We start from the raw sequence: 20,201 nt of genomic DNA, 5'->3' as shown, positions 1-20,201 counted from the left end.
TCAAAGCCGTATCTGTCGGCGCGAACAGACAACAGGCCGAACCATGCCCGATCAAGATATCCTGTCCCGCTTCCCGCCGGTCTCGATGACCCTGCTGGAAACCGACAAGGCACGCTTTGCCCGCGATCTGGGCCGCAGCTTCAGGGAGTACGGTTTCGCTGCCATTTCCGACCACGGCCTGGACGAAGCCCTGATCGCCGGCGCCTATGCCAAGGCAGCAGAATTCTTCGCCCTGCCTGAAGCGACCAAGATGAAATACTTCGTCGAGGGCGGCGGTGGTGCGCGCGGCTATACGCCCTTCGGCAAGGAGATCGCCAAGGACGCCAAGCATGTCGACCTGAAGGAATTCTGGCATGTCGGCCGCGATCTGCCCGCCGGTCACCCCTATGAAGCCGACATGGCACCGAACCTCGTCCCCGGCGAGATTGCCGGCTGGCAGGAGACCGTGCACGGCCTCTATGCCGCCTTCGACGCGATGGGTGTGAAAGTGCTGCGCGCCATCGCACTCGATCTGGGTCTGGAAGAGACCTTCTTCGACGACACGGTGAAGGACGGCAATTCGGTGATGCGCCTGCTTCACTATCCGCCCGTCACCGGCGATCCGGGCGGCTCCATCCGCGCAGAAGCCCATGGCGATATCAACACCATCACCCTGCTACTGGGCGCGGAAGAGCCGGGCCTGCAGGTGAAGGCGCGCTCGGGCGAATGGGTCGACATGAACCCGCCGCCGGGCTGCCTGGTTGTGAATATGGGCGACATGCTGGCCCGCTCGACCAATGACATCCTGCCCTCAACCCAGCACCGGGTAATCAATCCGGCCGGCGCGCGCACGGAATTCTCGCGCTATTCCCTGCCCTTCTTCCTGCACTACCGGCCGGACTACATGATCGAGACCCTGCCCGGCTGTGCCGGACCGGACAATCCGGACAAGTATCCGGAACCCATGCGGGCGAACGATTATCTCAACCAGCGCCTGCGCGAGATCGGTCTTTTGAAATAGGCCGCTTCTAGTCTGCCGCCTCGAGCGGCGGACCGAGCAGTTCGGCCTCGATGCTCACCGTCACCCGGTCGGCCACACCGAACGAGGAGCCTTCGGGCGGGATGCCGTAGACAAGGCCGAACGCGGAACGGTCAAATGCAGCTGTGGCGGAAAACCCGATACGGGCCTGCGGATCGTAAGGCAGCATGCCGGCATAGCCGCCATTATAGGTAACTTCGAGTGTCAGCGGTTGCTCGATGCCCATCAGCGAAAGCGTGCCGGCCACCTGTGCCGTGTTCTCGCCGGTCAGCGTCACATCGCTCGACACGAAGCGGATAACCGGATGGTTCTCGACATCGAGCCATTGCGCGCCGGTCAGTTCGGCGTCGAAATCCACATCGTCGCGCGGATAATGGGTTTCCAGCGAAGCCGGGTCGATCTCGGCCGTCACGGACATCGTCTCCGGCGCCTGCGGATCGAAATCCATCTCGACATCGAACCGCGTGAAGCGGACCGGGTAGCGCGAAAACCCCATATGGTCGACATGGACGATGAGGCTGCCATGGGTCGTGTCGAGCCGGTAGGCACCGGCTGGAGGCGGATCCATGGGTGGCGGCGCGATATCCTGGGCCAGGACCGGGGCGGTCATCAGGGCGACGGCTCCGAGGACTGTGAAACAGGGCTTCATGATCAGTGTACCCCTTCGCGGGCTTCGGCGAGTTCCAGCGCCAATTGTTCCAGCTGCCAGGCAACACCTTCGCGACGCGGGCCGGCATTATCGAGACCGTCGAGGAAGGCGTCCTGCTCAACATAGGTCAGCACGGTGCCCTCCTTGTCCGCCTCGAACGTGACCGTCGCCAGCGAGACCGAGATCGGTGTGCCGTCCATCGTCATGCGATAGGCCAGGATGATCCGCGCCCCTTCTTCGATGTCGTGGATCACAGCGTCATAGGTGAAGCGTCCGCCGTCCGGCGCCCGCCCGGATGCGCTTTCCAGCCCGCCAACACGAAAGTCGAGCGCGTGCTCGATGTCGGTAAACCCCTCGGCCCCGGCAAACCAGCGGCGCTTCGCCGCCGGTTCCGCCCAGGCGGCAAAGACGGTGCGCGGCGCAAACTCATAGCGGCGGCTGAGTGTGAACGTGTCGTGGTCGACGCGGCTGTCGGTCATGCAATATCTCCCCTGAAGGGTTTGGTGTCGGGTTTCTCCACCCACACGCCCAGATACGAGGCCAGAGCGGCGAGCAGGGTTTTCCAGCCGTCTCGCGTTGTTTCTTCGTAGTCCGCCCATTGTTCGGGCAGCTCCTGGACCAGCATGATCCGGCAGCCCGTGTTTTCCGGAAGAATGGTGACGGTCACCCGGCCGCCATCGGCCGGATCAAGATCATCGCTTTCGCCTGCATTGAAGCGAAAGATCAGTCGGTGCGGCCGGTCGATCTCGATATATTCACCGACGTGATAGGCATCACCGCCTTCACGGCGATCCACGATCACGAAGCGCCCGCCCGGCCGGGCATCGATGTCACAACGCACGACCGTAGAGTCGGACTGGGCGAACAGCCAGTGGCGGGCACGGTCCGGGTCCAGCCAGGCGGCAAAGACATCATCCGGATCAGCTTCCAGATGGCGCTCGACAGTCACGGTGAGTTGGTCTGTCATGGGATGGTCTCCCGCGTCAGGTGTGTAACAAGGTTTTCCAGCAAGGCGCCCCACCCTTCACGATACCCCGCGAAGATGTCCGAACAGGCCTCCGCCGCGATCTGCAGCGTCAGCCGCATGCGGGCGCCGGCCCCGTCAGGGTCGATCTCGACCGTCGCCAGAGCGGAGGAGAGGCGCTGGCCGCCAAGGCTGACGGTCTCGGACATGATGATCCGACGGTCCGGAACAATATCCTGGTAGACAACCACCGCCTCATAGGCGTTGGCATCGCCATCGGCCCAGCAGCGGCTGACGTCACATCCGCCGACCCGGAAATCATCGGCGTCGTAGACCAGGTGAAGATGGTCCGCCGGCTTTTGCCACTGTGTCCGCCCCTCTACGTCCTTCCAGGCCGCGAATATCTGCGCCGGTGTGGCGTCATAGCGCCGTTCCAGCGTGAAGCGTTCATGGGTGATCCGGCCGGTCATTTAGCGTCTGCCTTCATCGCCGTCACGATCTCGACGAGCTGTTCGATCACGGTGCCCCAGCCATCATGGAAGCCCATGGCTTCATGGCGTTCGCGGGACGCCCTGTCCGGGTGCAACACCGTGGCGATGTAATGCGTTCCCGCACCGTCCGGCCTGAATTCGATTCCGGCGGTCATGTGAATGCCGCCGCAATGCTCGGCATCACCGGCCGGCCGGTAGCCCGGCAGAAGCGCGCTGGTCCAGGCAATCCAGGCTTTCGGCTCGACCGCGACGAAGATACCGGCATTGTCGAAGCGCTCGCCTTCAGGCGATTGCATGACGGTGCGGAACATGCCGCCCGGACGCAGATCCATCTCGATCTCCGGCGTCGTCCAGGGGCGCGGCACCCACCATTGTTTCAGACGTTCCGGATCGGTCCAGGCCGACCAGACCAGATCGACGGGCGCATCGATACGGCGGTCGATGGCCAGGTCGGTTTCGGGATTGAAGCGGGCCCAGTCACGTTTGCGGGTCATCGGGGGTTTCCTTTGCAGCCATATCCCTGAGATAGGCGTCGAGCCGGTCAAGCCGGGTCTCCCACAGCGCTTTCTGCTTCGACAGCCAGTCCTGTGCCTCGCCCAGACGCGCGGTTTCCAGCCGGCAGGTCCTCACCCGTCCGGTCTTCTGCGTGCGGATCAGCCCGCCCGTCTCCAGCACTTTGAGGTGCTGCATCAGGGACGGCAGAGCCATGTCAAAGGGTTCGGCAAGCTCGGACACCGAGGCCGGCCCCTCGATAAGACGGGCAATAACGGCCCGGCGGGTCGGGTCCGCCAGGGCATGAAAGGTGGAATCGAGATGCGTCTGATAGTTAGGCATACATCTAGGTTTTCAGCGCCGGGCCATGCCGTCAACCAAAAACTTATGCACTCGCCTAACTTTTAACCAACCTGTTGATCAAAAACGAGAACAGCGTGCGACTTCGCGCTTGCGATATTGCTCGCCTCGATAACGCCCATAGCTTCGATTGATTATCTTTCGCACGCAGGCGGGCATAATCTGGGATCAGCGGCAAGACGTGACGGATCTGACCGGTTTTGCGCCGGCGGCGAGCCTCGGACTGAACCGGCCCGCCGTCACTCAGCAAACTGAAGGGCGCGGAGCAATCCGCGTCCTCTTTTTGCTCCTGCGGGTGCGCCTCTAGTTTCCCGGCACTTCCTTCACGTGGACATCCATCTGCGGGAAGGGGAATTCGACGCCGTTTTCGTGGAAGCTCTTCCAGATCGCCATATAGACATCGCTGCGCACATTGGAGAGCCCGTTCTGCGGATCGGAAATCCAGAAGCGCAGGTCGAAATTGACCGAGCTGTCGCCAAACTCCATCAGATTGCAGACGGGCGTCTTGTCCGGCACGACACGGTCGACGGTCTGGGCGGCGGCAATGGCGAGCTGCTGCACCTTCTCCATGTCGACAGTCCCGTAGGATACGCCGAAGGGGGCGTGCTGGCGCACCACCCGGTCGGACTTGGACCAGTTGATCACGCCATTGGCGATGAAATGCTCGTTCGGGATGAGGTGCTCGGTGCCGTCGCGCGTGCGCATCGAGACATAGCGCGACTGCATCCCCGTCACCCAGCCGAACTGGCCGTCGACTTCCAGCGCATCGCCCGGCTTGATCGACTTGTCAGCCAGCAGCGTGAAACCGGCGGCGAAGTTCGCCACGGTCTTCTGCAGGCCCAGGCCGACCCCGATACCCACCGCACCGGAGAAGATCGCCAGCGTGGCCAGGTTGAAGCCGGTCAGCTGCAACGCGATCAAGAGCGCCACGATCGGCAGGACAAAGCCCAGGACTTTGGCGATCAGGGCCCGCAGGGCCGGCGAGATCTCTTCGGCGCGCTCCAGCTGGGTATTGATCGCCCGGCCGGCGAAGGACGCCGCCCAGAACAGCACGCCGAAATAGATCAGCGTGCGCAGCACGTCGAACAGGGAGAGATCGACAGGATCGCCCTCCTCCGTCTCGCCCAGCGGGATGGCCAGCGCCTGCAGCTGCATGACGACATCGTCGAGCAGGCCGAACACATCGAGCGCCGCCACCGGCCAGGCGATGTAGAAGGCGACCTGCGACCAGAAGCGCGAGCGGATGATCAGCGTGACGGCGCGGATCACCAGCCAGGCCGTCATCAGGCTCATCGCCGCATCGATCAGGTGGAAGGGCCGGTCGACCGCCCCCAGCACCACGCGCTCAACCGCCAGCACCGCCAGCAGCGCCAGCGGTGTGGCCAGCGCAATCGCCGCCGTCAGCAGCCGCCGAGCAAGCCCCGTGCGGATCAGCTCGCGCGTATGCGCCTCGACCAGATGACGCAAGCGCGGTCCGAAGATCAGCGCCGGGATAAAGGCCGCCGCCACTAGACCGATCTGGATGGCAATATTGATGTCGAGCAGCGATGCCTGGAGCCGGGTCAGGATTTCGCCGAACTGGCCCTGCATCGCTTCGAGTGGCAGGAGTTCGTCAAGAGCGGAATCATCCTGTGTCATGGGCCTTGGCACTCCGGCTCGTACGGTGAGATCAAAGGGTTAGCACGAGATGCGCGCGCAGGACCAGAGGCGGGACGGAACGAGCGGCGGTTTCAGCCGTTGCAAGCAACATAGCCGCAAGGGAGGCCATCATGGCCGTTCTCAAAGCGCGCGAATTGCGCACGGTGTGGCGCCGCCGTTTCTTCACCTTCGCGATCGGCGCCTTGGTCGCGCTTGCCATACTGCTGGCGATCGGCAGCCCCATTGTCGCTGAAGTCTGGCAGCCGGGCTATCTGGCCCCGCTGGTTGTCGCGACCGAAATCGTGGTCGTGTTCACCGGTATCACCTGGCTGGCGCTCTTCACCCTGTCGAAGCGCCGGCGCGATCTGCCCGGAGCCGAATAACCCGGCGGTCTAAAGCCCGCGGTAATAGCGCCGGGCGACACCGACCGAGATCGGGCTCGCCAAAAAGGCGTACCAGGCCCCGGCAATGGCTGCCGCAAACAACGAGAAGAAGACAATGCTGGCAGCACTGTCATAGGCGCTGTTTGCAGCGCTGGCCGACAGGAGTGCGCCGCCCAGCCCGCACAGTGTGGACAGCCCGATTGCCGGTCCACCGACGACAAAGCGCTGCCATTTGAACGCCATGCCCGGTGGCTGGTCCAGCCTTCGCGCCCACCAGGTCGAGAGAGCAAAGTCCGCCATCCAGATCACGGAAAAACCCGCCGACAATCCGAGCAGGACCGCAGCCGGCACGCCGCCGGGACCGGACAGCGCGGCTACGGCCCGAAGGAGCGCAACACAGACCGCCACGCCACCGGCGAGGACGACAGTCCGGCTGGGGCGAAGAGCCACCCCTAGCCCAGCAGCTTCTTCTGCAGGATCTCGTTCACGGCCTGGGGGTTGGCCTTGCCCTGCATGGCCTTCATCACCTGACCGACGAACCAGCCCATCGCCTTGGGCTTCTCCCGCACAGACGCGGCCTGGTCGGGATTGTCGGCGATCAGCTGGTCGACCACGGCCTCGATAGCGCCGGTATCGGTGACCTGTTTGAGGCCACGATCCTCGACAATCTTCGCCGGATCCCCGCCTTCGGCCCACAGAATCTCGAACACATCCTTGGCGATCTTGCCGGAGATCGTCTTGTCCTCGATCAGGCCCACCAGACCGCTCATCTGCGCGGCCGAAACCGGGCAGTCGGTAATGGTCAGGCCTTCCTTGTTGAGGCGGCCATAGAGTTCGTTATTGACCCAGTTCGAGGCCAGCTTGGCATCGCGCCCTTCGGCGACTTCCTCGAAATAGGCCGCCCGGTCCTTGTCGGCTGCCAGCACCGAGGCGTCATAATCCGACAGGCCGAGCACGCTGACAAAGCGCTCGCGCTTGGCGTCGGGCAGTTCCGGCAGACCGGCCTTGATCTCGTCGACCCAGGTCTGCTGCAGCTCCAGCGGCAGCAGGTCGGGATCGGGAAAATAGCGGTAGTCGTGTGCTTCTTCCTTGGAGCGCATGGACCGCGTCACACCGGTGTTGGCGTCGAACAGGCGGGTCTCCTGGTCGATCTTGCCACCTTCCTCGAGGATGTCGATCTGGCGCTGGGCCTCATACTCGATCGCCTGGCGGATGAAGCGCAGCGAATTGACGTTCTTGATCTCGCAGCGCGTGCCCAGATGCTTGAAATCGCCCGTCTCGCGGAATTTCTCGTAAGCGCCCGGCTTGCACACCGACACGTTCACGTCGGCGCGCAGCTGACCCTTTTCCATATCGCCGCCACACGTGCCCAGATAGCGCAGGATGGTGCGCAGTTTGGAGACATAGGCCGAGGCCTCTTCCGGTGAGCGGATGTCCGGCTTGGAGACGATCTCCATCAGCGCCACGCCCGAGCGGTTGAGGTCGACATAGGTCGAGTTCGGATCAAGGTCGTGGATCGACTTGCCGGCATCCTGTTCCAGATGCAGGCGCTCGATACGCACGGTGAAGCGCGATCCGTCATCGCGCTCGCACTCGATCTCGCCCTCGCCGACGATCGGGAACTGGAATTGCGAGATCTGATAGCCCTGCGGCAGGTCGGGATAGAAATAATTCTTCCGGTCGAAACGCGACCAGGTGTTGATCTTCGCATTGAGGCCGAGCCCGGTCTTCACCGCCTGCTCGACAACATGCTCATTGATCACCGGCAGCATGCCCGGCATGGCCGCATCGACCAGCGAGACCTGGGTGTTCGGCGCTGCCCCGAAAGCCGTCGCCGCACCGGAGAACAGCTTGGCGTTGGAAACCACCTGGGCGTGGATTTCCAGCCCCATGACGACTTCCCAGTCACCGGTCACACCCGGCAGCGTATAGCTATGATCGCTCATCTTGCTCATCCTCGTCGTCCCAGGTCGGACGCTCTTCTTCCGGCGTATTCATCGCCGCGACCAGTACCCGGCCCGCCATCATCACGGTCAGACCGAAAAACAGGAAACCGACGCCGGGTGTCACCAGCAGTACGGTCCAGAGATTGCGCGGCTCCAGCGGGGCGATGCCGCGGAACACGACCACGCCGGCCAGCACCAGCAGCGCGCCGACCAGGAAGGCTGGCCGCGACAGCTTCATCGCCGGGTGCGCGGGTTCAGTCATTGGCCTTGTCCCCGCCTTCCACGCGCTTGCGGCTGCCCGGCGCCGGAACGAAGGCCCGCCAGGCCGTGCCCAGACCGATGACGCACAGGGCCAGGCCGATCAGCAGCACCACAATCACCCACAGCGAAGGCAGCGTGCCCGCCCCCAGCGTGGCGATCAGCCCGTCGACACCGCTCAGAACCAGCGGCACGGCAAACATCAGGCACATCAGCGCGATGGCCAGGACGATGATCCGCGTCGTCCAGACATTGGCAGCGCCGGTTTCGCGCGTGTCGGGTTCCGGAGCGTCGCTCATCGCCCTACCACCACTTCTCCGCCTTGAAGCCAAAGCCGGCACTGTCCTCGATCGCCGCACCGACCTTGAACATGGTCTCTTCGTCCAGCGCGCGCGTGATCACCTGCAGCCCCAGCGGCAGGCCCGACTTGTCGAGCCCCGCCGGCACCGACATGGCCGGCACGCCGGCCAGGTTCGCCGTCACGGTGAAGACGTCGTTGAGATACATCGCGATCGGATCGTCCGACTTGGTGCCCAGACCGAAGGCGGCCGACGGTGCGGCGGGCGTCAGGATGGCGTCGACCTTCTCGAACGCCTGGTCGAAGTCCTGCAGGATGCGCGTACGTACTTTCTGGGCCCGCAGGTAGTAAGCGTCGTAATAACCGGCCGAAAGCACATAGGTGCCGATCATGATGCGGCGCTGCACTTCGTGGCCAAAGCCCGCGGCGCGGGTCTTCTCATAGGTATCGTTGAGATCCTCGCCATCGACGCGATTGCCATAGCGCATGCCGTCATAGCGCGCGAGATTGGACGAGGCTTCCGCCGGCGCAACGATGTAATAGGCCGGCAGGGCGTATTTCGTGTGCGGCAGGGAGATGTCGACGATCTCGCAGCCGGCAGCCTTGAGCCAGTCGATACCCTTTTGCCAGACCTCGTCGATCTCGGCGGGCATGCCGTCGACACGGTATTCCTTCGGGACGCCGATCTTCAGACCCTTCACGGACTGGCCGACAGCGGCGGCAAAATCCGGCACGTCGTTGGGCAGCGAGGTGGAATCCTTGGGGTCGTGTCCCGACATCGCCTGCAGAAGCAGCGCCGAATCCTTCACCGTCTTGGCGAACGGGCCCGGATGGTCGAGCGAGGAGGCGAAGGCCACGACGCCCCAGCGCGAGGTGCGGCCATAAGTGCCCTTCACGCCGACCGTGCCCGTGAACGCGGCCGGCTGGCGGATCGAGCCGCCCGTATCGGTGCCCGTGGCACCGAAGCACAGATCGGCGGCCACAGCGGCGGCCGAGCCGCCTGAGGAGCCGCCCGGCGTCAGGCTTTCATTGCTGCCTTCGGCCTTCCACGGATTCACGACGGGGCCGGTATTGGCCGTCTCGTTCGAGGAGCCCATGGCGAACTCGTCCATCGAGGTCTTGGCCACGAAGACGGCGCCGGCCTCCCAGAGCTTCGACGTCACCGTCGACTCATAGGTCGGCTTGAAGCCCTTGAGGATGTTCGAGGACGCAGATGTATCCACGCCTTCCACGGCGAACAGGTCCTTGATGGCCAGCGGCACGCCTTCCAAGAGGCCGCCCTCGCCCTTGGCCAGGCGTTCGTCGGCCGCCTTGGCCATGGCCATGGTTTTCTCCTCGTCGAACGCCGTGAAGGCATTCAGCGCCGGCTGGGCTGCCTGGCAGGCCGCAAAGGCCTCCTGCGCAAGCTCGGTCGCGGAGACCTCCTTGCCCTTCAGCTTGGCGGAAACCTCGTCGAGAGAGAGTTTGAGAAGATCGCTCATATGCCCCTACTCCACCGATTTCGGCACGACGAAGAAGCCCTCATCGGACTTCGGTGCATTGGCGAGAACCTTGTCGCGGATCCCGCCATCGGTGATCTTGTCCTCGCGCATCGGCAGCGGGAAGGCGACGGGCGTCGTCATGGCCTGCACACCCTCGACATCGACCTCGTCGAGCTGCTCGATCCATTTCAGGATACCATTGAGCTCACCCACCAGGGTGTCGATACGGTCTTCCGGCTCGGCGAGGCGCGCGAGGCGCGCAATACGCCGGACGTCGTCAGCGGTCACGGACATTGGAAATCACTCCGGATAGTCGAAGCCGACTGAGTACCAACCCGGTTTCGCAGGTGCAAGAAAGCTTGACGGCTGCGCCTGCACGGCGCATTGGCGGCGAATGCCCGTTATCGCCCTGGAAGATCTGCACGACGGCCCCCTGATCGCGCTCGATCCGGGCACAAAGACCATCGGCGTGGCGGCCTGCGGCGCCTCGCGCGGACTTGCGACACCGGTGGAAACCATTGTACGCACAAAATTCACCGCGGATGCCGAGCGCATCTTCGCCCTCTATGACGAACGCAAGGCCATGGCCATCGTGATGGGCCTGCCGGTCAATATGGACGGGTCCGAAGGCCCGCGCGTCCAGTCCGTCCGCGCCCTCGCACGCAATCTGTTGCGGGTGCGCGATATCCCCGTCGTCTTCCAGGATGAGCGCCTGTCGACCTTCGAGGCCGAGGAAAAGCTGATCGCCGCCGGCGTGCGCCGCGACAAGCGCAAGGCCGTCATCGATGCCCATGCCGCCGCCAATATCCTGCAAAGCGCGCTCGACCGCCTGGCGCAGCTGGGCGGATAGGCCGAACCTCTTTCTTCCCCACGCGAGGGGGGAAGTGGGCCGAGGCAAAGCCTCGGGTCGAAGGGGCGGCGCGAAGCGCCGTAGGACAGCGGCGCACTGCACCACCATTCCGCCGCGATCGCGGCGGCCCCTCCCCCGTTTCACGGGTCCCCCTCGCCACGTCGTGGGGAGGAAAGCCAAAGCGGTGGATGACCTTGCTGGCAAAGCGCAATAAAGAGACTCACCATGCAGGCTTCGATCGTTTCCGCTCTCGTCCCCGTATTCGGCGTCATCTTCATCGGATGGTTGTTGCGCCGGTCCAGCCTTCTGCCGGATCACAGCTGGGCCCCGATCTCGCGCCTCGCCTATCTGGGCCTGTCGCCCGCCCTGCTCTTTTCCTCGATCAGCCATGCCGATCTGAGCAATATCCAGCTGGGCAGCTTCATCCTGGCAGCCGTGCTGGGCTTTCTGGGCATGGCGGCGATCACGCTGGCGCTGAAACCCTTCCTGCGCATTCCAGACCCCACCTATACCAGTCTCTTCCAGGCGACCTGCCGCTGGAACGGCCTCCTCATCCTGGCTCTGGGGATCGCCCTGTTCGGCGATGAGGGCGAGATCCTGGTGGCGCTGGTCATGGTCGTCTCCATCCCGCTGGTGAACATGGAGTGCGTGGCGGCCCTGTCGGTCTGGGGCGACGGCGCCAAGCCGAACTGGACCTCCATCCTCTACCGCATCCTGACCAATCCGCTGATCCTGGGTTCCGCTGCCGGCGGTATCGTCAATCTGGGCAATATCCCGATGCCGGCGATGGCTTCGAACACGATCGACCTTCTGGGCCAGGCCGCCCTGCCGCTGATCCTGCTCTCCGTAGGCGCCGGCCTCAACTTCACCGCCATGAAGGCAAGGCCGCGGCTTCTGGCGCTGTCGGTCTTCATCAAGCTGATGATCGGGCCGCTGGTCTTCTACGGCGTCGGCCGGGCGCTGGACATCGAGGGCGTGCCGCTGACCATCCTCCTGCTCACCGGCGCCAGCCCCGGCGCCGCCTCGGCCTATGTGCTGGCCAAGCAGATGGGTGGCGATGCGCCCTATTCGGCCGGAGACATCACTGCCAGCGCCCTCTTCTGCTTCGTGACGATCCCGTTCTGGCTCTGGCTGCTGGGCTAGACCACCCTTGCGCCAGGCGACCGGACGGGCCTTGCTTGCCCGTCTTGCCCACCCGGACTAAGAATGGGGGCCGGGCTTGCTCCGACGAGCGGGATCTTGGTTTTGGGGGAATGTCATGGCTCGCAAGGGCATACTCAGTCGCCGCTCATTCATGATGCAGGTGACCGGCAGCGTATTGGCGGCAGGCGCCGGCGCACTGGTCAGCGGTGTCGCGACGGCACAAACCTATACCGGCGTATCGGACTCGGATGGCGGCGCCTATGCGGATCAGGCCGGCTACGGACGCAGCGGCGGCGCGAACGCAGGCGGCTCCGGCTTGACCGACAATGACAGCGGCGCCACCGCTGATCCGGTCGGGAATGGCCGTGGATCCGGCGGCGTCCGCGCGCAGGGCATTTCCGATCAGGACAGCGGTGCAATGGCGGATCCGGCCGGCCAGGGGCGCGGAGCCGCAGCCCAGCGCCCGGCTCAGCCGGACGGCCCGGTCAAAAGCGAAGTTCCGCGTAATAACGGGATGGTACGGGCCTGTAACCCCCGCTGCTAGCCGTCGGCGCCAGGCTCAACCTCATCGCCATCCTCGACATCACTCTGTGCTGTCAGGCTGAATCCGGCTGGCTGTGGTCGCTGGGGTAGAGGCTTTCCCTGCGAAGCGGGGGACGTGGCGCGCGCAGCAAGCCGATGGGGGTAAGTGCGCGCTACGCGCTCTGCGGCGCTTCGCGCCGCCCCCTCAGTCCGCTACGCGGACAGCTCCCCCGCGAGCGGGGCGAGCCCTTGGTGCCTCAATCCCCCAGACAATATCGCTCCCCTTCATCCGCCAGGCCGAAACCGGCCTCGAAGACCTGCTGGCGTTCCGGCGCATCGGGAAAGCGCACCGGATTGGTGTGGTTGAAATGGATGAAGCGGATCTTGGCCTTCTCTTCGGCCGGCAGGTCCGCGAAACGGTCCATGGAGTGTGTGATGAAGGGATGCGGGAAGCCGGACATGTCGCGGCCGGGGATCTCGCCATTGGCAAAGAAGGTGGCGTCGACATAGGCGACATCCACCGAGGCCAGCGCCTGCTCGATCATGCCGGGTTCGCCGTCCTCGACTTCGCCCCAGTCATCCCACTCTTCCCAGCTGTCGATATCCGGCAGGAAGAGCGCCGAGCGGTCCGGCCCCTCGATGCGGAAGCCGACGACCTCGGTGTATTCCTGACGGTGGGGCACTTCGAAGGGCGTCACAGTGAGCGAACCGACCACGGAGGGTTCATCGGCCTGCAGATCTTCCAGCACGATATTGCCCAGACGCACCAGCTGGTCCCAGGGCCCGTTGGAAAACAGGAAGGCGGCCATGGAGGGCATGGCGTAGACCGGCACACCCCGGGCGCCCATGCTCTCGAAACCCAGATACATCAGCCCGGTATAGTGGCCGATATGGCCATGGGTGAGGAAGATGGCGTCCAGACCCGGCGCCGCGCCTTCGGCCGGTGCGAATTCATCCAGACGCTGCATCTGTTCGCGCATGTCCGGCGTCGCCTCGAACAGATAGCGGGCATCGTACGGCCGGTCGACGATGGCAAGCGAGGTCGCCAGCCGGCGCAGGGCGGGATCGGCCCAGGCCGGATCGTCCGGATTGCCCATTTGCGGCGCCCCGCCATCCTGGGCGACGCCGAGAACGACCAGTTCGACGGCACAACGGGGCGCGTTCTGGGCCGGGGCGGCGGAGGCGAAAACCGTGGATGCAAGGAGGGTCAGCGCGAGCGCGCCGGGACGAGTCATCATGGCGAAACGAGAGGACAAGCCGCCGGACGGGTCAAGCCTTTCCGCCTAGTCCACACCGACCACAGCCGAGCGCCGCTGCATCATCAGCACGTCGCGCCATTGCCCGGCCAGGGGACCGTATCCCATGCGCCCCAGCCCTTCCAGCCGCCCCAGCGGTTTGAAACCGCAGCGTTCGTGCAGGGCGATGGAGCCTTCGTTTTCCGGGAAGATGCCGGCCTGCAGCATCCAGATTCCCGCAGCTTCCGATGCGGCGACCATGGCCTCCAGCAGGACCAGTCCGAGACCGCGGCCACGCGCGGCCGCGGCGACATAGAGCGACATCTCGCCCACACCGCCATAGACGCAGCGCGAGGAGACCGGGCTGAGCGCCGCCCAGCCCAGGACCTCGCCGTCATCCACCGCCACGAGCCGGGGCTCGGCCAGCTTGCCGGCGTCGAACTCCGGCCAGGACGGGGTCGTGCTTTCGAAGGTCGCGTGCCCCGTCGCGATGCCCTCGCCATAGATGCGCAGCACGGCGTCCGCATCCTTGTGCGTCATCGGTCTGATCTGCGGCATGATGCCCTCCCTGATGGACAGGAATATCTGTGCGGCCTTGCCGGGCGGCGCAAGGGCCCGCGCGCGAAAATGCCTGTCGGCTTGCCCCGTGCCGCGACTGCCCCTATACCGCCGCAGACATCTTTCCGGGGCCTGACGAAACGGGAGGCGGGATGACCCGCGCCGCATTTTCCTACGACTTCCCCCACCGCCACCTGATCTCGGTGGCCGATCTCAATCCCGTCGATATCCGCATCATCTTCGAGCGCGCCGCACACTGGCTGGCGGTGAACCGCACGCCGGACAAGTCGAGCGATGTGCTCAAGGGGCTGACGGTTCTGAACCTCTTCTTCGAGGCTTCCACCCGCACCCAGGGCTCGTTCGAAATGGCGGGCAAGCGGCTGGGCGCCGATGTGGTGAATTTCGCCGTCGCGCACTCCTCGGCGTCCAAGGGCGAGAGCCTGTCGGATACGGCGCGCACGCTGGCCGCCATGCGGCCGGACATCATGGTGGTGCGCCATTCGGCCACCGGCGCACCGCGCTTCCTGGCCGAGCGCACCGGGCTGGCCGTGATCAATGCCGGTGACGGCATGCACGAACACCCTACCCAGGCCCTGCTGGACAGTTTCACCCTGGCCCAGCACTGGGGCGAGGTCGGCGGCAAGCGCATCCTGATCGTCGGCGACATCCTGCACTCACGCGTTGCCCGCTCGAATATCGGTCTGCTGAACATTCTCGGCGCGGAAATCCGTCTGTGCGCCCCGCCCACCCTTCTGCCCTCCGATGTCGACCAGTGGGGCTGTGATGTCTTCCATGATCTCGACGAAGCGTTGACCGATTGCGACGCGGTCATGGCGCTGCGCCAGCAGAAAGAGCGCATGTCCGGCGGTTTCGTGCCGTCGGAACGCGAATTCTTCCACCTGTTCGGCCTGACGCATGAGCGGCTGGAAGTCTGCTCTCCGGACGTGCTGGTCATGCATCCCGGCCCGATGAACCGGGGCACTGAAATCCACACCAAGCTGGCCGACGATCCGGAGAAGAGCGTGATCCTGGAACAGGTCGAAAGCGGCGTGGCCGTGCGCATGGCGGTACTCGAGCTGATCGGCGAGACGATCCGCCGCGACTTCCATAGCCGGGAGGCGGGACAATGAGCGAGACCAGCCTGGCCATCATCAATGCCCGCCTTGTCGACCCGGCCTCCGGTCATGACGGCCCCGGCGGGGTATTGATCGAGGACGGTGTCATCGCCCAAACCGGCGGCGAGATCGATGTCGATGCGGCCGATGAAGTGATCGACGCGAAGGGCTGCATCCTCGCGCCCGCGCTGATCGACCTGCGCTGCGCCAAGGAACCGGCGCTCACGCCGGACGGCGAAACGCTGGACACGCTGACGGCAGGCGCGGCAGCGGGCGGCTTCGGCACCATCGTGCTCGCACCCAATGTCCGCGCCCCGCTGGACAAGGCTGACGGGTTTGCCGGCATGAATCGCGGTCTCGCAAAGCGCGGCGTCCATGTGCTCTCCGCCTGCGGCGCGACCCAGGGCCTGGCCGGCGAGCAGATGGCCGAAATCGGGCTGATGGTGCGCGGCGGTGCGGTCTATGCGGGTCAGGGCGACCGGCCCATCAGCGACACGCGCACCATGCGCCGCCTGCTGGCCTATACCAGCCAGTTCGATATCTGGCTCTCGGTGCGGCCGGCCGATGCGGACTTGTCCGAAGGCACCGTGGCGCTGGAAAGCGACTGGTCTGCCCGCATGGGCCTGCCGGCAGAACCCGCCCTCTCCGAACGCATCGCGATCGAACGCGATGCGGCGCTGGCCGAACTGTCCGGCGGCAAGCTGATGATCGACCGCCTGTCGACGGCTGACGGTCTGGCCGCCCTGCGCCGCGCCCGCACACGCGATCAGGAGATCGCGACGACCGTTGCTATCGCCCACCTCACCCTCAACGAGGTCGATGCCGGCGGGCTGGACAGTGCCTTCCGCATGGATCCGCCCCTGCGTGCCGAGGCTGACCGCCGCGCCCTGGTCGAGGCGGTCACCAGCGGCGAGATCGACGCCGTGGTTACCGATCACCGCCCGACCCCGTTCGACGACAAGGGCGAACCCTTTGCTCTCGCCATCGCCGGCACGATGAGCCTGGAAACCGCGCTCGGTGCGATGCTGGGCCTGGTCCATGACGGACAGCTGGAACTGATCGACGCCCTGCGCGTGATGACCAGCGGCCCCGCCGATCTTCTGGGTCTGCCGCAGGGCCGGATTGCCGAAGGCGCACCGGCCGACCTGATCTTGATCGATGGCGACAAGCCCTGGGTCTGCGATCCGGACCGTTTCCACTCCGCCCGCGGCAATTGCGCCTGGGCCGGACGCCGTTTCCAGGGACAGGTCTTGCAAACCCTCGTCGGCGGAGTCACGATATACAACCAAAAGGCGTAAACCGGCCATGCAACCTCTTTATCTGGCAATCGCGGCCATCGGTGGCTACCTGTTCGGCTCCATCCCCTTCGGCCTTGTGCTGGTAAGGCTGGCCGGGCTGGGCGATATCCGTGCGATCGGGTCGGGGAATATCGGCGCGACGAATGTGCTGCGCACCGGACGCAAGGACCTCGCCGCCGCCACGCTTCTCCTCGACGCCGGCAAGGCGGGCATCGCCGCTGCCGTCTTCGGGCTTCTGCTGGGCACGACGGCCGGCCTGGTGGCCGGCGCAGCCGCCTTCATCGGCCACTGCTTCCCGGTCTGGCTGAAATTCAAGGGCGGCAAGGGTGTCGCGACCTTTGTGGGCACGATGCTGGTCGTGTTCTGGCCGGTCGGCCTCGTGGTGATCGGTACCTGGCTGCTGATGGCCGCGATCTTCCGGATTTCCTCACTCGCCGCCCTCACTGCCGCCCTCGCCGCCCCGGCCGCGGCCTGGTTTCTGGGCCGGCCGGATGTGGCCATCATGGCCAGCGTGCTCACCGTGCTGATCTATGTCCTGCACCGCGCCAATATCGCCCGCCTTCTCAAGGGCGACGAACCGCGCATCGGCGCGAAGAAGGATGCCGCCCCGGCCTCGGACGATCCCGGAGACACGGCCGCATGAGCGAAGCCAGGCCCGGCCACACCGAAAGGGTGATGTGGCTGCGCCTGGCGCGCACAGAAGGGCTGGGCGCCGTCGGCTTCGCCCGGCTAATCGCCCGCTATGAAACGGCCGAGGCCGCGCTAGACGCCCTGCCCGGACGCTGCCGCAAAGCGGGCAAGCCGGTTCCCGTCATTCCCTCCCGCGAGATGATCGAGGACGAACTGGACGCGGTGGACCGGGTCGGCGGTGTGATCCTCACCGGGGTCGATTGCGACTTCCCGCCGCTCCTCACCGCCATCCCCGCACCGCCGCCAGCCCTGATCGTGATGGGTGATCTCGCCCTGCTCGACCGCCCGGCCTGTGCCATGGTCGGCGCCCGCAATGCGTCGGCAGCCGGCCTGCGCTTTGCGCGCGAGCTGGCGCACGGGCTGGGTGGTGAAGGTCTTGTCGTGGTCTCAGGCCTGGCCCGCGGCATCGATGGCGCCGCCCATGCCGGCGCGCTGGAGACCGGCACGATTGCCGTCGTCGCCGGCGGCATCGATCACATCTACCCGCCCGAGCACGCCGATCTGCACAACGCTATCGCCGAACGCGGCCTCATCGTCTCCGAACGTCCGCTCGGCCGCATCCCGACTGCCCGTGACTTTCCGCGCCGCAACCGGCTGATCTCGGGCCTGTCCCGCGGCACGGTCGTCGTCGAGGCAGCGTTGCGATCCGGCTCACTGATCACGGCACGCTTTGCCGCCGAACAGGGCCGCGAGGTGATGGCCGTGCCCGGCTCACCGATCGATCCGCGCGCCCGCGGCTCCAACCAGCTCCTGCGAGATGGCGCCCATCTGGTCGAAACCGTCGAGGATGTGACCGGAATACTCGCCGGCCTGCAGTCCCTGCCGCTGGTGCGCGAACCGGCCCCACAGTCGGGCAGCGGCCTGTTCGAAGAGGACTGGCCGGACGCCCCCGTGGACGAAGCCCCGGATTCCTGTGACGACGACATCAGCGGCACCAACCGTGTTCGCGGCCTGATATCGCCGACCCCGGTCTCGGTCGACGAGATTGCCCGGCAGAGCGGCCTGCCGGCCGGAACGGTGTCGGCCATGCTGATGGAATTGGAGCTGACAGGTGAAGTCGCGCGCCTGCCGGGCGGGCTGGTCCAGAGCGTCGCAAGCGCACGCTAGAGCGATTTCATCGTCATCGAGGCCGATGACATGGCGTCAGCCGGAAAAGGGCTCCTCGCCAGCTTCCCCGATCGCCCGGCCTTCGAGTTCGACAAACTGGGCGGCGACCTCGATAAGTATGGCGGCGCGGTTCATCCGACAGCGGTAGGCATCCTCGCTGAGTTCTCGAAGGCGACGGGACAACCGTTCCGCATCGACACCGCAGGTAAAAACCGGAGCCGGGCTCTTGCCAAACAGGTCCACCGAACGTCGTGCACGTTTCATTGTCCCCTCCATTGCTGCAGCAACATACAACCAAAAGAGGCAAACTTGCGCGTGACGCGGATCACAACTTCCCGTTGAGGCGCCCCAGCAGCAAGTCCCGCGCGTCCTGAACCTGGCGCGCCAGGGCCGCGGATCCTTCTCCGGTATCAGGATGCAGCTTCTTCATCAGGCGGCGATGCGCCTGGCGGATGGTCTCGGCATCGGCGGACTCATCCACACCGAGAATTTCCCGCGCCTCAACAAGGCTCATGCCCGCAGCTGGCGCCGTGCCGGCCGAGCCGCCGGAACTGCGTGAACGGCGATGGGGAACACGGATCGCGCGGCCCAGCATGCCCAGACCGAAGAGGCCGATCGGCCCGCCGAGTATGACAGCTCCGCGCAGGCAGATCACCACGCCGGCGATCAGCGCGCCGCTTCCCAGGATAATGCGCACCATGCGCGCAGCATCGTCGGTCTTCTGCTGCGAAAACCACCACGCCGCCCCGAGACAGACGGCCAGCAGCAAAGCTCCGAAGACAAAAGCGGCCATGGCTAGAACGGGATGGGCTGACCTTCCAAGCCCGGCAGTTTGAGCACGATCAGCAGATCGCGCAATTCCTGGCGCGCCGCGACATGGCTCATTGTGAAGGTGACCGTGGAACCGTTCTCGGTCAGGTCCAGCAGGGTCAGCCCCAGCGGGAAAAGCTCCCGGTAGATGACACGCTCGGCAAAGCCCGGCGCAAGCCGGAAGCCGATCCGCTGGGAGAGCATTTTCAGCCCTTCACCGACACGGCGCTTGTTACGCGCATCCAGCATCGAGATACGATTGCGCATCACCACCCAGTCGATGGATTTCTTCTGCATCGCCGCTTTGCGCTTGCGGCATTCCCAGACCATTTCGCTATACAGGCTCGGGCTGCCGACCTCGAACGTGTCCGGATCGATCTCGGCGAGCAGGTCGAAATCGATGAAACTGTCATTGACGGGCGTGATGATCGTGTCGGCGCTGGAATGGGCGAGCCGCGAATAAAGCGTGTCGGCGCCCGGCGCGTCGATGACGACAAAATCGCACTGGGTCTTCAGATCGGTCAGCGCCGCGGAGAACCGGTCGGTCTCTTCCTGCTCGACCAGGTCCAGATCGCGCTGCTTTGACGGCGCGAGGGCAATCTCGACGGGCCGCGGCAGGCCAAGACCGTGACGTTCGCACCAACGTTCGCGATTGCCCAGATAGCGCCCGAAAGTACGCTGGCGCAGATCGAGATCCATCGCGCCAACTTTCTTTCCCATGCGCATCAGGGCCACAGCCAGGTGCATTGCGACGGTCGATTTGCCTGCCCCGCCCTTCTCATTGCCCACCACGATGACATGCGCTTCGCGCACGCCGTCGCGGACACGTCCGAGCGGGCGCGACGGCAGACGGAAGGCCGGATGTTTCGTCATAACTACCCAAATCCCCTGCGCA

General features: G+C 65.1%; 27 protein-coding genes. 9 read left to right on the top strand and 18 right to left on the bottom strand.

The window, feature by feature from the left end; genetic code table 11:
• Nucleotides 1-43: 43 nt before the first annotated feature.
• Nucleotides 44-1,000, top strand: coding sequence for an isopenicillin N synthase family dioxygenase (locus ACXAJV_RS10220; protein ID WP_475084953.1), 957 nt, complete (start codon nt 44-46; stop codon nt 998-1,000).
• A 7-nt stretch (nt 1,001-1,007) separates the two neighbouring features.
• Here the strand turns inward: ACXAJV_RS10220 and ACXAJV_RS10215 are convergent, their stop codons facing one another.
• The 7 genes from ACXAJV_RS10215 to ACXAJV_RS10185 form a co-directional block, all read right to left on the bottom strand.
• Nucleotides 1,008-1,628, bottom strand: coding sequence for a YceI family protein (locus ACXAJV_RS10215; RefSeq protein WP_475084950.1), 621 nt, complete (start codon nt 1,626-1,628; stop codon nt 1,008-1,010).
• Between the two features lie 41 nt (nt 1,629-1,669).
• The gene (locus ACXAJV_RS10210) at nt 1,670-2,146 is read right to left on the bottom strand and encodes an SRPBCC family protein (RefSeq protein WP_475084947.1); all 477 of its coding nucleotides are present in this window, start codon (nt 2,144-2,146) and stop codon (nt 1,670-1,672) included.
• Nucleotides 2,143-2,634, bottom strand: coding sequence for an SRPBCC family protein (locus ACXAJV_RS10205; RefSeq protein ID WP_475084945.1), 492 nt, complete (start codon nt 2,632-2,634; stop codon nt 2,143-2,145). The genes ACXAJV_RS10210 and ACXAJV_RS10205 overlap by 4 nt, the downstream gene beginning before the upstream one ends.
• Nucleotides 2,631-3,101, bottom strand: coding sequence for an SRPBCC domain-containing protein (locus ACXAJV_RS10200; protein WP_475084943.1), 471 nt, complete (start codon nt 3,099-3,101; stop codon nt 2,631-2,633). The genes ACXAJV_RS10205 and ACXAJV_RS10200 overlap by 4 nt, the downstream gene beginning before the upstream one ends.
• Entirely contained in the window at nt 3,098-3,616 is a 519-nt protein-coding gene (locus tag ACXAJV_RS10195; RefSeq protein WP_475084940.1) for an SRPBCC family protein, read from the bottom strand. The genes ACXAJV_RS10200 and ACXAJV_RS10195 overlap by 4 nt, the downstream gene beginning before the upstream one ends.
• On the bottom strand, nt 3,600-3,956 hold the full coding sequence (locus ACXAJV_RS10190) for an ArsR/SmtB family transcription factor (RefSeq protein ID WP_475084938.1): 357 nt from the start codon (nt 3,954-3,956) through the stop codon (nt 3,600-3,602). The genes ACXAJV_RS10195 and ACXAJV_RS10190 overlap by 17 nt, the downstream gene beginning before the upstream one ends.
• A gap of 321 nt (nt 3,957-4,277) precedes the next feature.
• Entirely contained in the window at nt 4,278-5,612 is a 1,335-nt protein-coding gene (locus tag ACXAJV_RS10185) for a mechanosensitive ion channel family protein (RefSeq protein WP_475084936.1), read from the bottom strand.
• 131 nt (nt 5,613-5,743) lie between these two features.
• On the opposite strand from ACXAJV_RS10185, the gene ACXAJV_RS10180 reads away from it, so the two are divergent.
• Complete coding sequence (locus ACXAJV_RS10180; RefSeq protein ID WP_475084934.1) at nt 5,744-5,995, top strand: hypothetical protein; 252 nt, start codon at nt 5,744-5,746, stop codon at nt 5,993-5,995.
• A gap of 9 nt (nt 5,996-6,004) precedes the next feature.
• Here ACXAJV_RS10180 and ACXAJV_RS10175 read toward each other — a convergent pair whose 3' ends face one another.
• Genes ACXAJV_RS10175 through gatC form a run of 6 tightly spaced genes read right to left on the bottom strand, consistent with a single transcriptional unit; the run spans nt 6,005 to nt 10,272 of the window.
• Nucleotides 6,005-6,445 carry a hypothetical protein gene (locus ACXAJV_RS10175; protein WP_475084932.1) on the bottom strand — a complete coding sequence of 147 codons (441 nt, stop codon included), beginning with the start codon at nt 6,443-6,445 and terminating at the stop codon, nt 6,005-6,007.
• A 2-nt stretch (nt 6,446-6,447) separates the two neighbouring features.
• On the bottom strand, nt 6,448-7,941 hold the full coding sequence (gene gatB / locus ACXAJV_RS10170; protein WP_475084930.1) for an Asp-tRNA(Asn)/Glu-tRNA(Gln) amidotransferase subunit GatB: 1,494 nt from the start codon (nt 7,939-7,941) through the stop codon (nt 6,448-6,450).
• Nucleotides 7,928-8,203, bottom strand: a complete 276-nt coding sequence (locus ACXAJV_RS10165) for a hypothetical protein (protein WP_291886161.1) — start codon at nt 8,201-8,203, stop codon at nt 7,928-7,930. The genes gatB and ACXAJV_RS10165 overlap by 14 nt, the downstream gene beginning before the upstream one ends.
• Nucleotides 8,196-8,498, bottom strand: a complete 303-nt coding sequence (locus ACXAJV_RS10160) for a hypothetical protein (protein ID WP_475084927.1) — start codon at nt 8,496-8,498, stop codon at nt 8,196-8,198. The genes ACXAJV_RS10165 and ACXAJV_RS10160 overlap by 8 nt, the downstream gene beginning before the upstream one ends.
• A 4-nt stretch (nt 8,499-8,502) precedes the next feature.
• Complete coding sequence (gene gatA / locus ACXAJV_RS10155; RefSeq protein ID WP_475084924.1) at nt 8,503-9,978, bottom strand: Asp-tRNA(Asn)/Glu-tRNA(Gln) amidotransferase subunit GatA; 1,476 nt, start codon at nt 9,976-9,978, stop codon at nt 8,503-8,505.
• Between the two features lie 6 nt (nt 9,979-9,984).
• On the bottom strand, nt 9,985-10,272 hold the full coding sequence (gatC, locus tag ACXAJV_RS10150; protein WP_348509378.1) for an Asp-tRNA(Asn)/Glu-tRNA(Gln) amidotransferase subunit GatC: 288 nt from the start codon (nt 10,270-10,272) through the stop codon (nt 9,985-9,987).
• Nucleotides 10,273-10,372: 100 nt separating this feature from the next.
• Between gatC and ruvX the strand changes: the two genes are divergently transcribed.
• The 3 genes from ruvX to ACXAJV_RS10135 all read left to right on the top strand — a co-directional run bounded on the left by ruvX (nt 10,373) and on the right by ACXAJV_RS10135 (nt 12,515).
• Nucleotides 10,373-10,828, top strand: a complete 456-nt coding sequence (ruvX, locus tag ACXAJV_RS10145; RefSeq protein ID WP_475084921.1) for a Holliday junction resolvase RuvX — start codon at nt 10,373-10,375, stop codon at nt 10,826-10,828.
• A gap of 225 nt (nt 10,829-11,053) precedes the next feature.
• Entirely contained in the window at nt 11,054-11,971 is a 918-nt protein-coding gene (locus ACXAJV_RS10140) for an AEC family transporter (protein WP_475084919.1), read from the top strand.
• A 115-nt stretch (nt 11,972-12,086) separates the two neighbouring features.
• Nucleotides 12,087-12,515 carry a hypothetical protein gene (locus ACXAJV_RS10135; protein ID WP_475084916.1) on the top strand — a complete coding sequence of 143 codons (429 nt, stop codon included), beginning with the start codon at nt 12,087-12,089 and terminating at the stop codon, nt 12,513-12,515.
• A 235-nt stretch (nt 12,516-12,750) separates the two neighbouring features.
• Here the strand turns inward: ACXAJV_RS10135 and ACXAJV_RS10130 are convergent, their stop codons facing one another.
• Together ACXAJV_RS10130 and ACXAJV_RS10125 are read right to left on the bottom strand one after the other, a co-directional pair.
• On the bottom strand, nt 12,751-13,731 hold the full coding sequence (locus ACXAJV_RS10130; protein ID WP_475084913.1) for an MBL fold metallo-hydrolase: 981 nt from the start codon (nt 13,729-13,731) through the stop codon (nt 12,751-12,753).
• Between the two features lie 45 nt (nt 13,732-13,776).
• Complete coding sequence (locus ACXAJV_RS10125) at nt 13,777-14,286, bottom strand: N-acetyltransferase family protein (RefSeq protein WP_475084910.1); 510 nt, start codon at nt 14,284-14,286, stop codon at nt 13,777-13,779.
• A 152-nt stretch (nt 14,287-14,438) separates the two neighbouring features.
• On the opposite strand from ACXAJV_RS10125, the gene ACXAJV_RS10120 reads away from it, so the two are divergent.
• Genes ACXAJV_RS10120 through dprA form a run of 4 tightly spaced genes read left to right on the top strand, consistent with a single transcriptional unit; the run spans nt 14,439 to nt 18,496 of the window.
• Nucleotides 14,439-15,416: an aspartate carbamoyltransferase catalytic subunit gene (locus ACXAJV_RS10120; RefSeq protein WP_475084907.1), complete on the top strand. Its 978-nt coding sequence runs from the start codon at nt 14,439-14,441 to the stop codon at nt 15,414-15,416.
• Nucleotides 15,413-16,699 (top strand): dihydroorotase, encoded by a 1,287-nt coding sequence (locus tag ACXAJV_RS10115; RefSeq protein ID WP_475084904.1) that lies wholly within the window; start codon nt 15,413-15,415, stop codon nt 16,697-16,699. Before ACXAJV_RS10120 ends, ACXAJV_RS10115 begins: the two co-directional genes overlap by 4 nt.
• A gap of 7 nt (nt 16,700-16,706) precedes the next feature.
• A complete protein-coding gene (gene plsY / locus ACXAJV_RS10110; RefSeq protein WP_475084901.1) occupies nt 16,707-17,342 on the top strand; it encodes a glycerol-3-phosphate 1-O-acyltransferase PlsY in 636 nt (211 codons plus the stop codon).
• On the top strand, nt 17,339-18,496 hold the full coding sequence (gene dprA / locus ACXAJV_RS10105; RefSeq protein WP_475084899.1) for a DNA-processing protein DprA: 1,158 nt from the start codon (nt 17,339-17,341) through the stop codon (nt 18,494-18,496). Before plsY ends, dprA begins: the two co-directional genes overlap by 4 nt.
• A gap of 36 nt (nt 18,497-18,532) precedes the next feature.
• Here dprA and ACXAJV_RS10100 read toward each other — a convergent pair whose 3' ends face one another.
• The 3 genes from ACXAJV_RS10100 to ACXAJV_RS10090 all read right to left on the bottom strand — a co-directional run bounded on the left by ACXAJV_RS10100 (nt 18,533) and on the right by ACXAJV_RS10090 (nt 20,179).
• Nucleotides 18,533-18,760 carry a hypothetical protein gene (locus tag ACXAJV_RS10100; RefSeq protein WP_475084896.1) on the bottom strand — a complete coding sequence of 76 codons (228 nt, stop codon included), beginning with the start codon at nt 18,758-18,760 and terminating at the stop codon, nt 18,533-18,535.
• A gap of 61 nt (nt 18,761-18,821) precedes the next feature.
• On the bottom strand, nt 18,822-19,289 hold the full coding sequence (locus ACXAJV_RS10095) for a J domain-containing protein (protein ID WP_475084894.1): 468 nt from the start codon (nt 19,287-19,289) through the stop codon (nt 18,822-18,824).
• 2 nt (nt 19,290-19,291) lie between these two features.
• A complete protein-coding gene (locus ACXAJV_RS10090; protein ID WP_475084891.1) occupies nt 19,292-20,179 on the bottom strand; it encodes a division plane positioning ATPase MipZ in 888 nt (295 codons plus the stop codon).
• Nucleotides 20,180-20,201 lie beyond the last annotated feature (22 nt).

The sequence above is a fragment of the Maricaulis sp. ABE4_448 genome (genome assembly GCF_056160825.1).
Note: the sequence above shows the minus strand (reverse complement) of the source record. Positions and strands in the feature narration are given on the sequence as shown.

Coding starts and splice junctions, on each gene's coding strand:
- ACXAJV_RS10220 (WP_475084953.1), top strand. CDS start 44: ATGCCCGATCAAGATATCCTGTCCCGCTTCCCGCCGGTCTCGATGACC.
- ACXAJV_RS10215 (WP_475084950.1), bottom strand. CDS start 1,628: ATGACCGCCCCGGTCCTGGCCCAGGATATCGCGCCGCCACCCATGGAT.
- ACXAJV_RS10210 (WP_475084947.1), bottom strand. CDS start 2,146: ATGACCGACAGCCGCGTCGACCACGACACGTTCACACTCAGCCGCCGC.
- ACXAJV_RS10205 (WP_475084945.1), bottom strand. CDS start 2,634: ATGACAGACCAACTCACCGTGACTGTCGAGCGCCATCTGGAAGCTGAT.
- ACXAJV_RS10200 (WP_475084943.1), bottom strand. CDS start 3,101: ATGACCGGCCGGATCACCCATGAACGCTTCACGCTGGAACGGCGCTAT.
- ACXAJV_RS10195 (WP_475084940.1), bottom strand. CDS start 3,616: ATGACCCGCAAACGTGACTGGGCCCGCTTCAATCCCGAAACCGACCTG.
- ACXAJV_RS10190 (WP_475084938.1), bottom strand. CDS start 3,956: ATGCCTAACTATCAGACGCATCTCGATTCCACCTTTCATGCCCTGGCG.
- ACXAJV_RS10185 (WP_475084936.1), bottom strand. CDS start 5,612: ATGACACAGGATGATTCCGCTCTTGACGAACTCCTGCCACTCGAAGCG.
- ACXAJV_RS10180 (WP_475084934.1), top strand. CDS start 5,744: ATGGCCGTTCTCAAAGCGCGCGAATTGCGCACGGTGTGGCGCCGCCGT.
- gatB (WP_475084930.1), bottom strand. CDS start 7,941: ATGAGCGATCATAGCTATACGCTGCCGGGTGTGACCGGTGACTGGGAA.
- ACXAJV_RS10165 (WP_291886161.1), bottom strand. CDS start 8,203: ATGACTGAACCCGCGCACCCGGCGATGAAGCTGTCGCGGCCAGCCTTC.
- ACXAJV_RS10160 (WP_475084927.1), bottom strand. CDS start 8,498: ATGAGCGACGCTCCGGAACCCGACACGCGCGAAACCGGCGCTGCCAAT.
- gatA (WP_475084924.1), bottom strand. CDS start 9,978: ATGAGCGATCTTCTCAAACTCTCTCTCGACGAGGTTTCCGCCAAGCTG.
- gatC (WP_348509378.1), bottom strand. CDS start 10,272: ATGTCCGTGACCGCTGACGACGTCCGGCGTATTGCGCGCCTCGCGCGC.
- ruvX (WP_475084921.1), top strand. CDS start 10,373: ATGCCCGTTATCGCCCTGGAAGATCTGCACGACGGCCCCCTGATCGCG.
- ACXAJV_RS10140 (WP_475084919.1), top strand. CDS start 11,054: ATGCAGGCTTCGATCGTTTCCGCTCTCGTCCCCGTATTCGGCGTCATC.
- ACXAJV_RS10135 (WP_475084916.1), top strand. CDS start 12,087: ATGGCTCGCAAGGGCATACTCAGTCGCCGCTCATTCATGATGCAGGTG.
- ACXAJV_RS10130 (WP_475084913.1), bottom strand. CDS start 13,731: ATGATGACTCGTCCCGGCGCGCTCGCGCTGACCCTCCTTGCATCCACG.
- ACXAJV_RS10125 (WP_475084910.1), bottom strand. CDS start 14,286: ATGCCGCAGATCAGACCGATGACGCACAAGGATGCGGACGCCGTGCTG.
- ACXAJV_RS10120 (WP_475084907.1), top strand. CDS start 14,439: ATGACCCGCGCCGCATTTTCCTACGACTTCCCCCACCGCCACCTGATC.
- ACXAJV_RS10115 (WP_475084904.1), top strand. CDS start 15,413: ATGAGCGAGACCAGCCTGGCCATCATCAATGCCCGCCTTGTCGACCCG.
- plsY (WP_475084901.1), top strand. CDS start 16,707: ATGCAACCTCTTTATCTGGCAATCGCGGCCATCGGTGGCTACCTGTTC.
- dprA (WP_475084899.1), top strand. CDS start 17,339: ATGAGCGAAGCCAGGCCCGGCCACACCGAAAGGGTGATGTGGCTGCGC.
- ACXAJV_RS10100 (WP_475084896.1), bottom strand. CDS start 18,760: ATGAAACGTGCACGACGTTCGGTGGACCTGTTTGGCAAGAGCCCGGCT.
- ACXAJV_RS10095 (WP_475084894.1), bottom strand. CDS start 19,289: ATGGCCGCTTTTGTCTTCGGAGCTTTGCTGCTGGCCGTCTGTCTCGGG.
- ACXAJV_RS10090 (WP_475084891.1), bottom strand. CDS start 20,179: ATGACGAAACATCCGGCCTTCCGTCTGCCGTCGCGCCCGCTCGGACGT.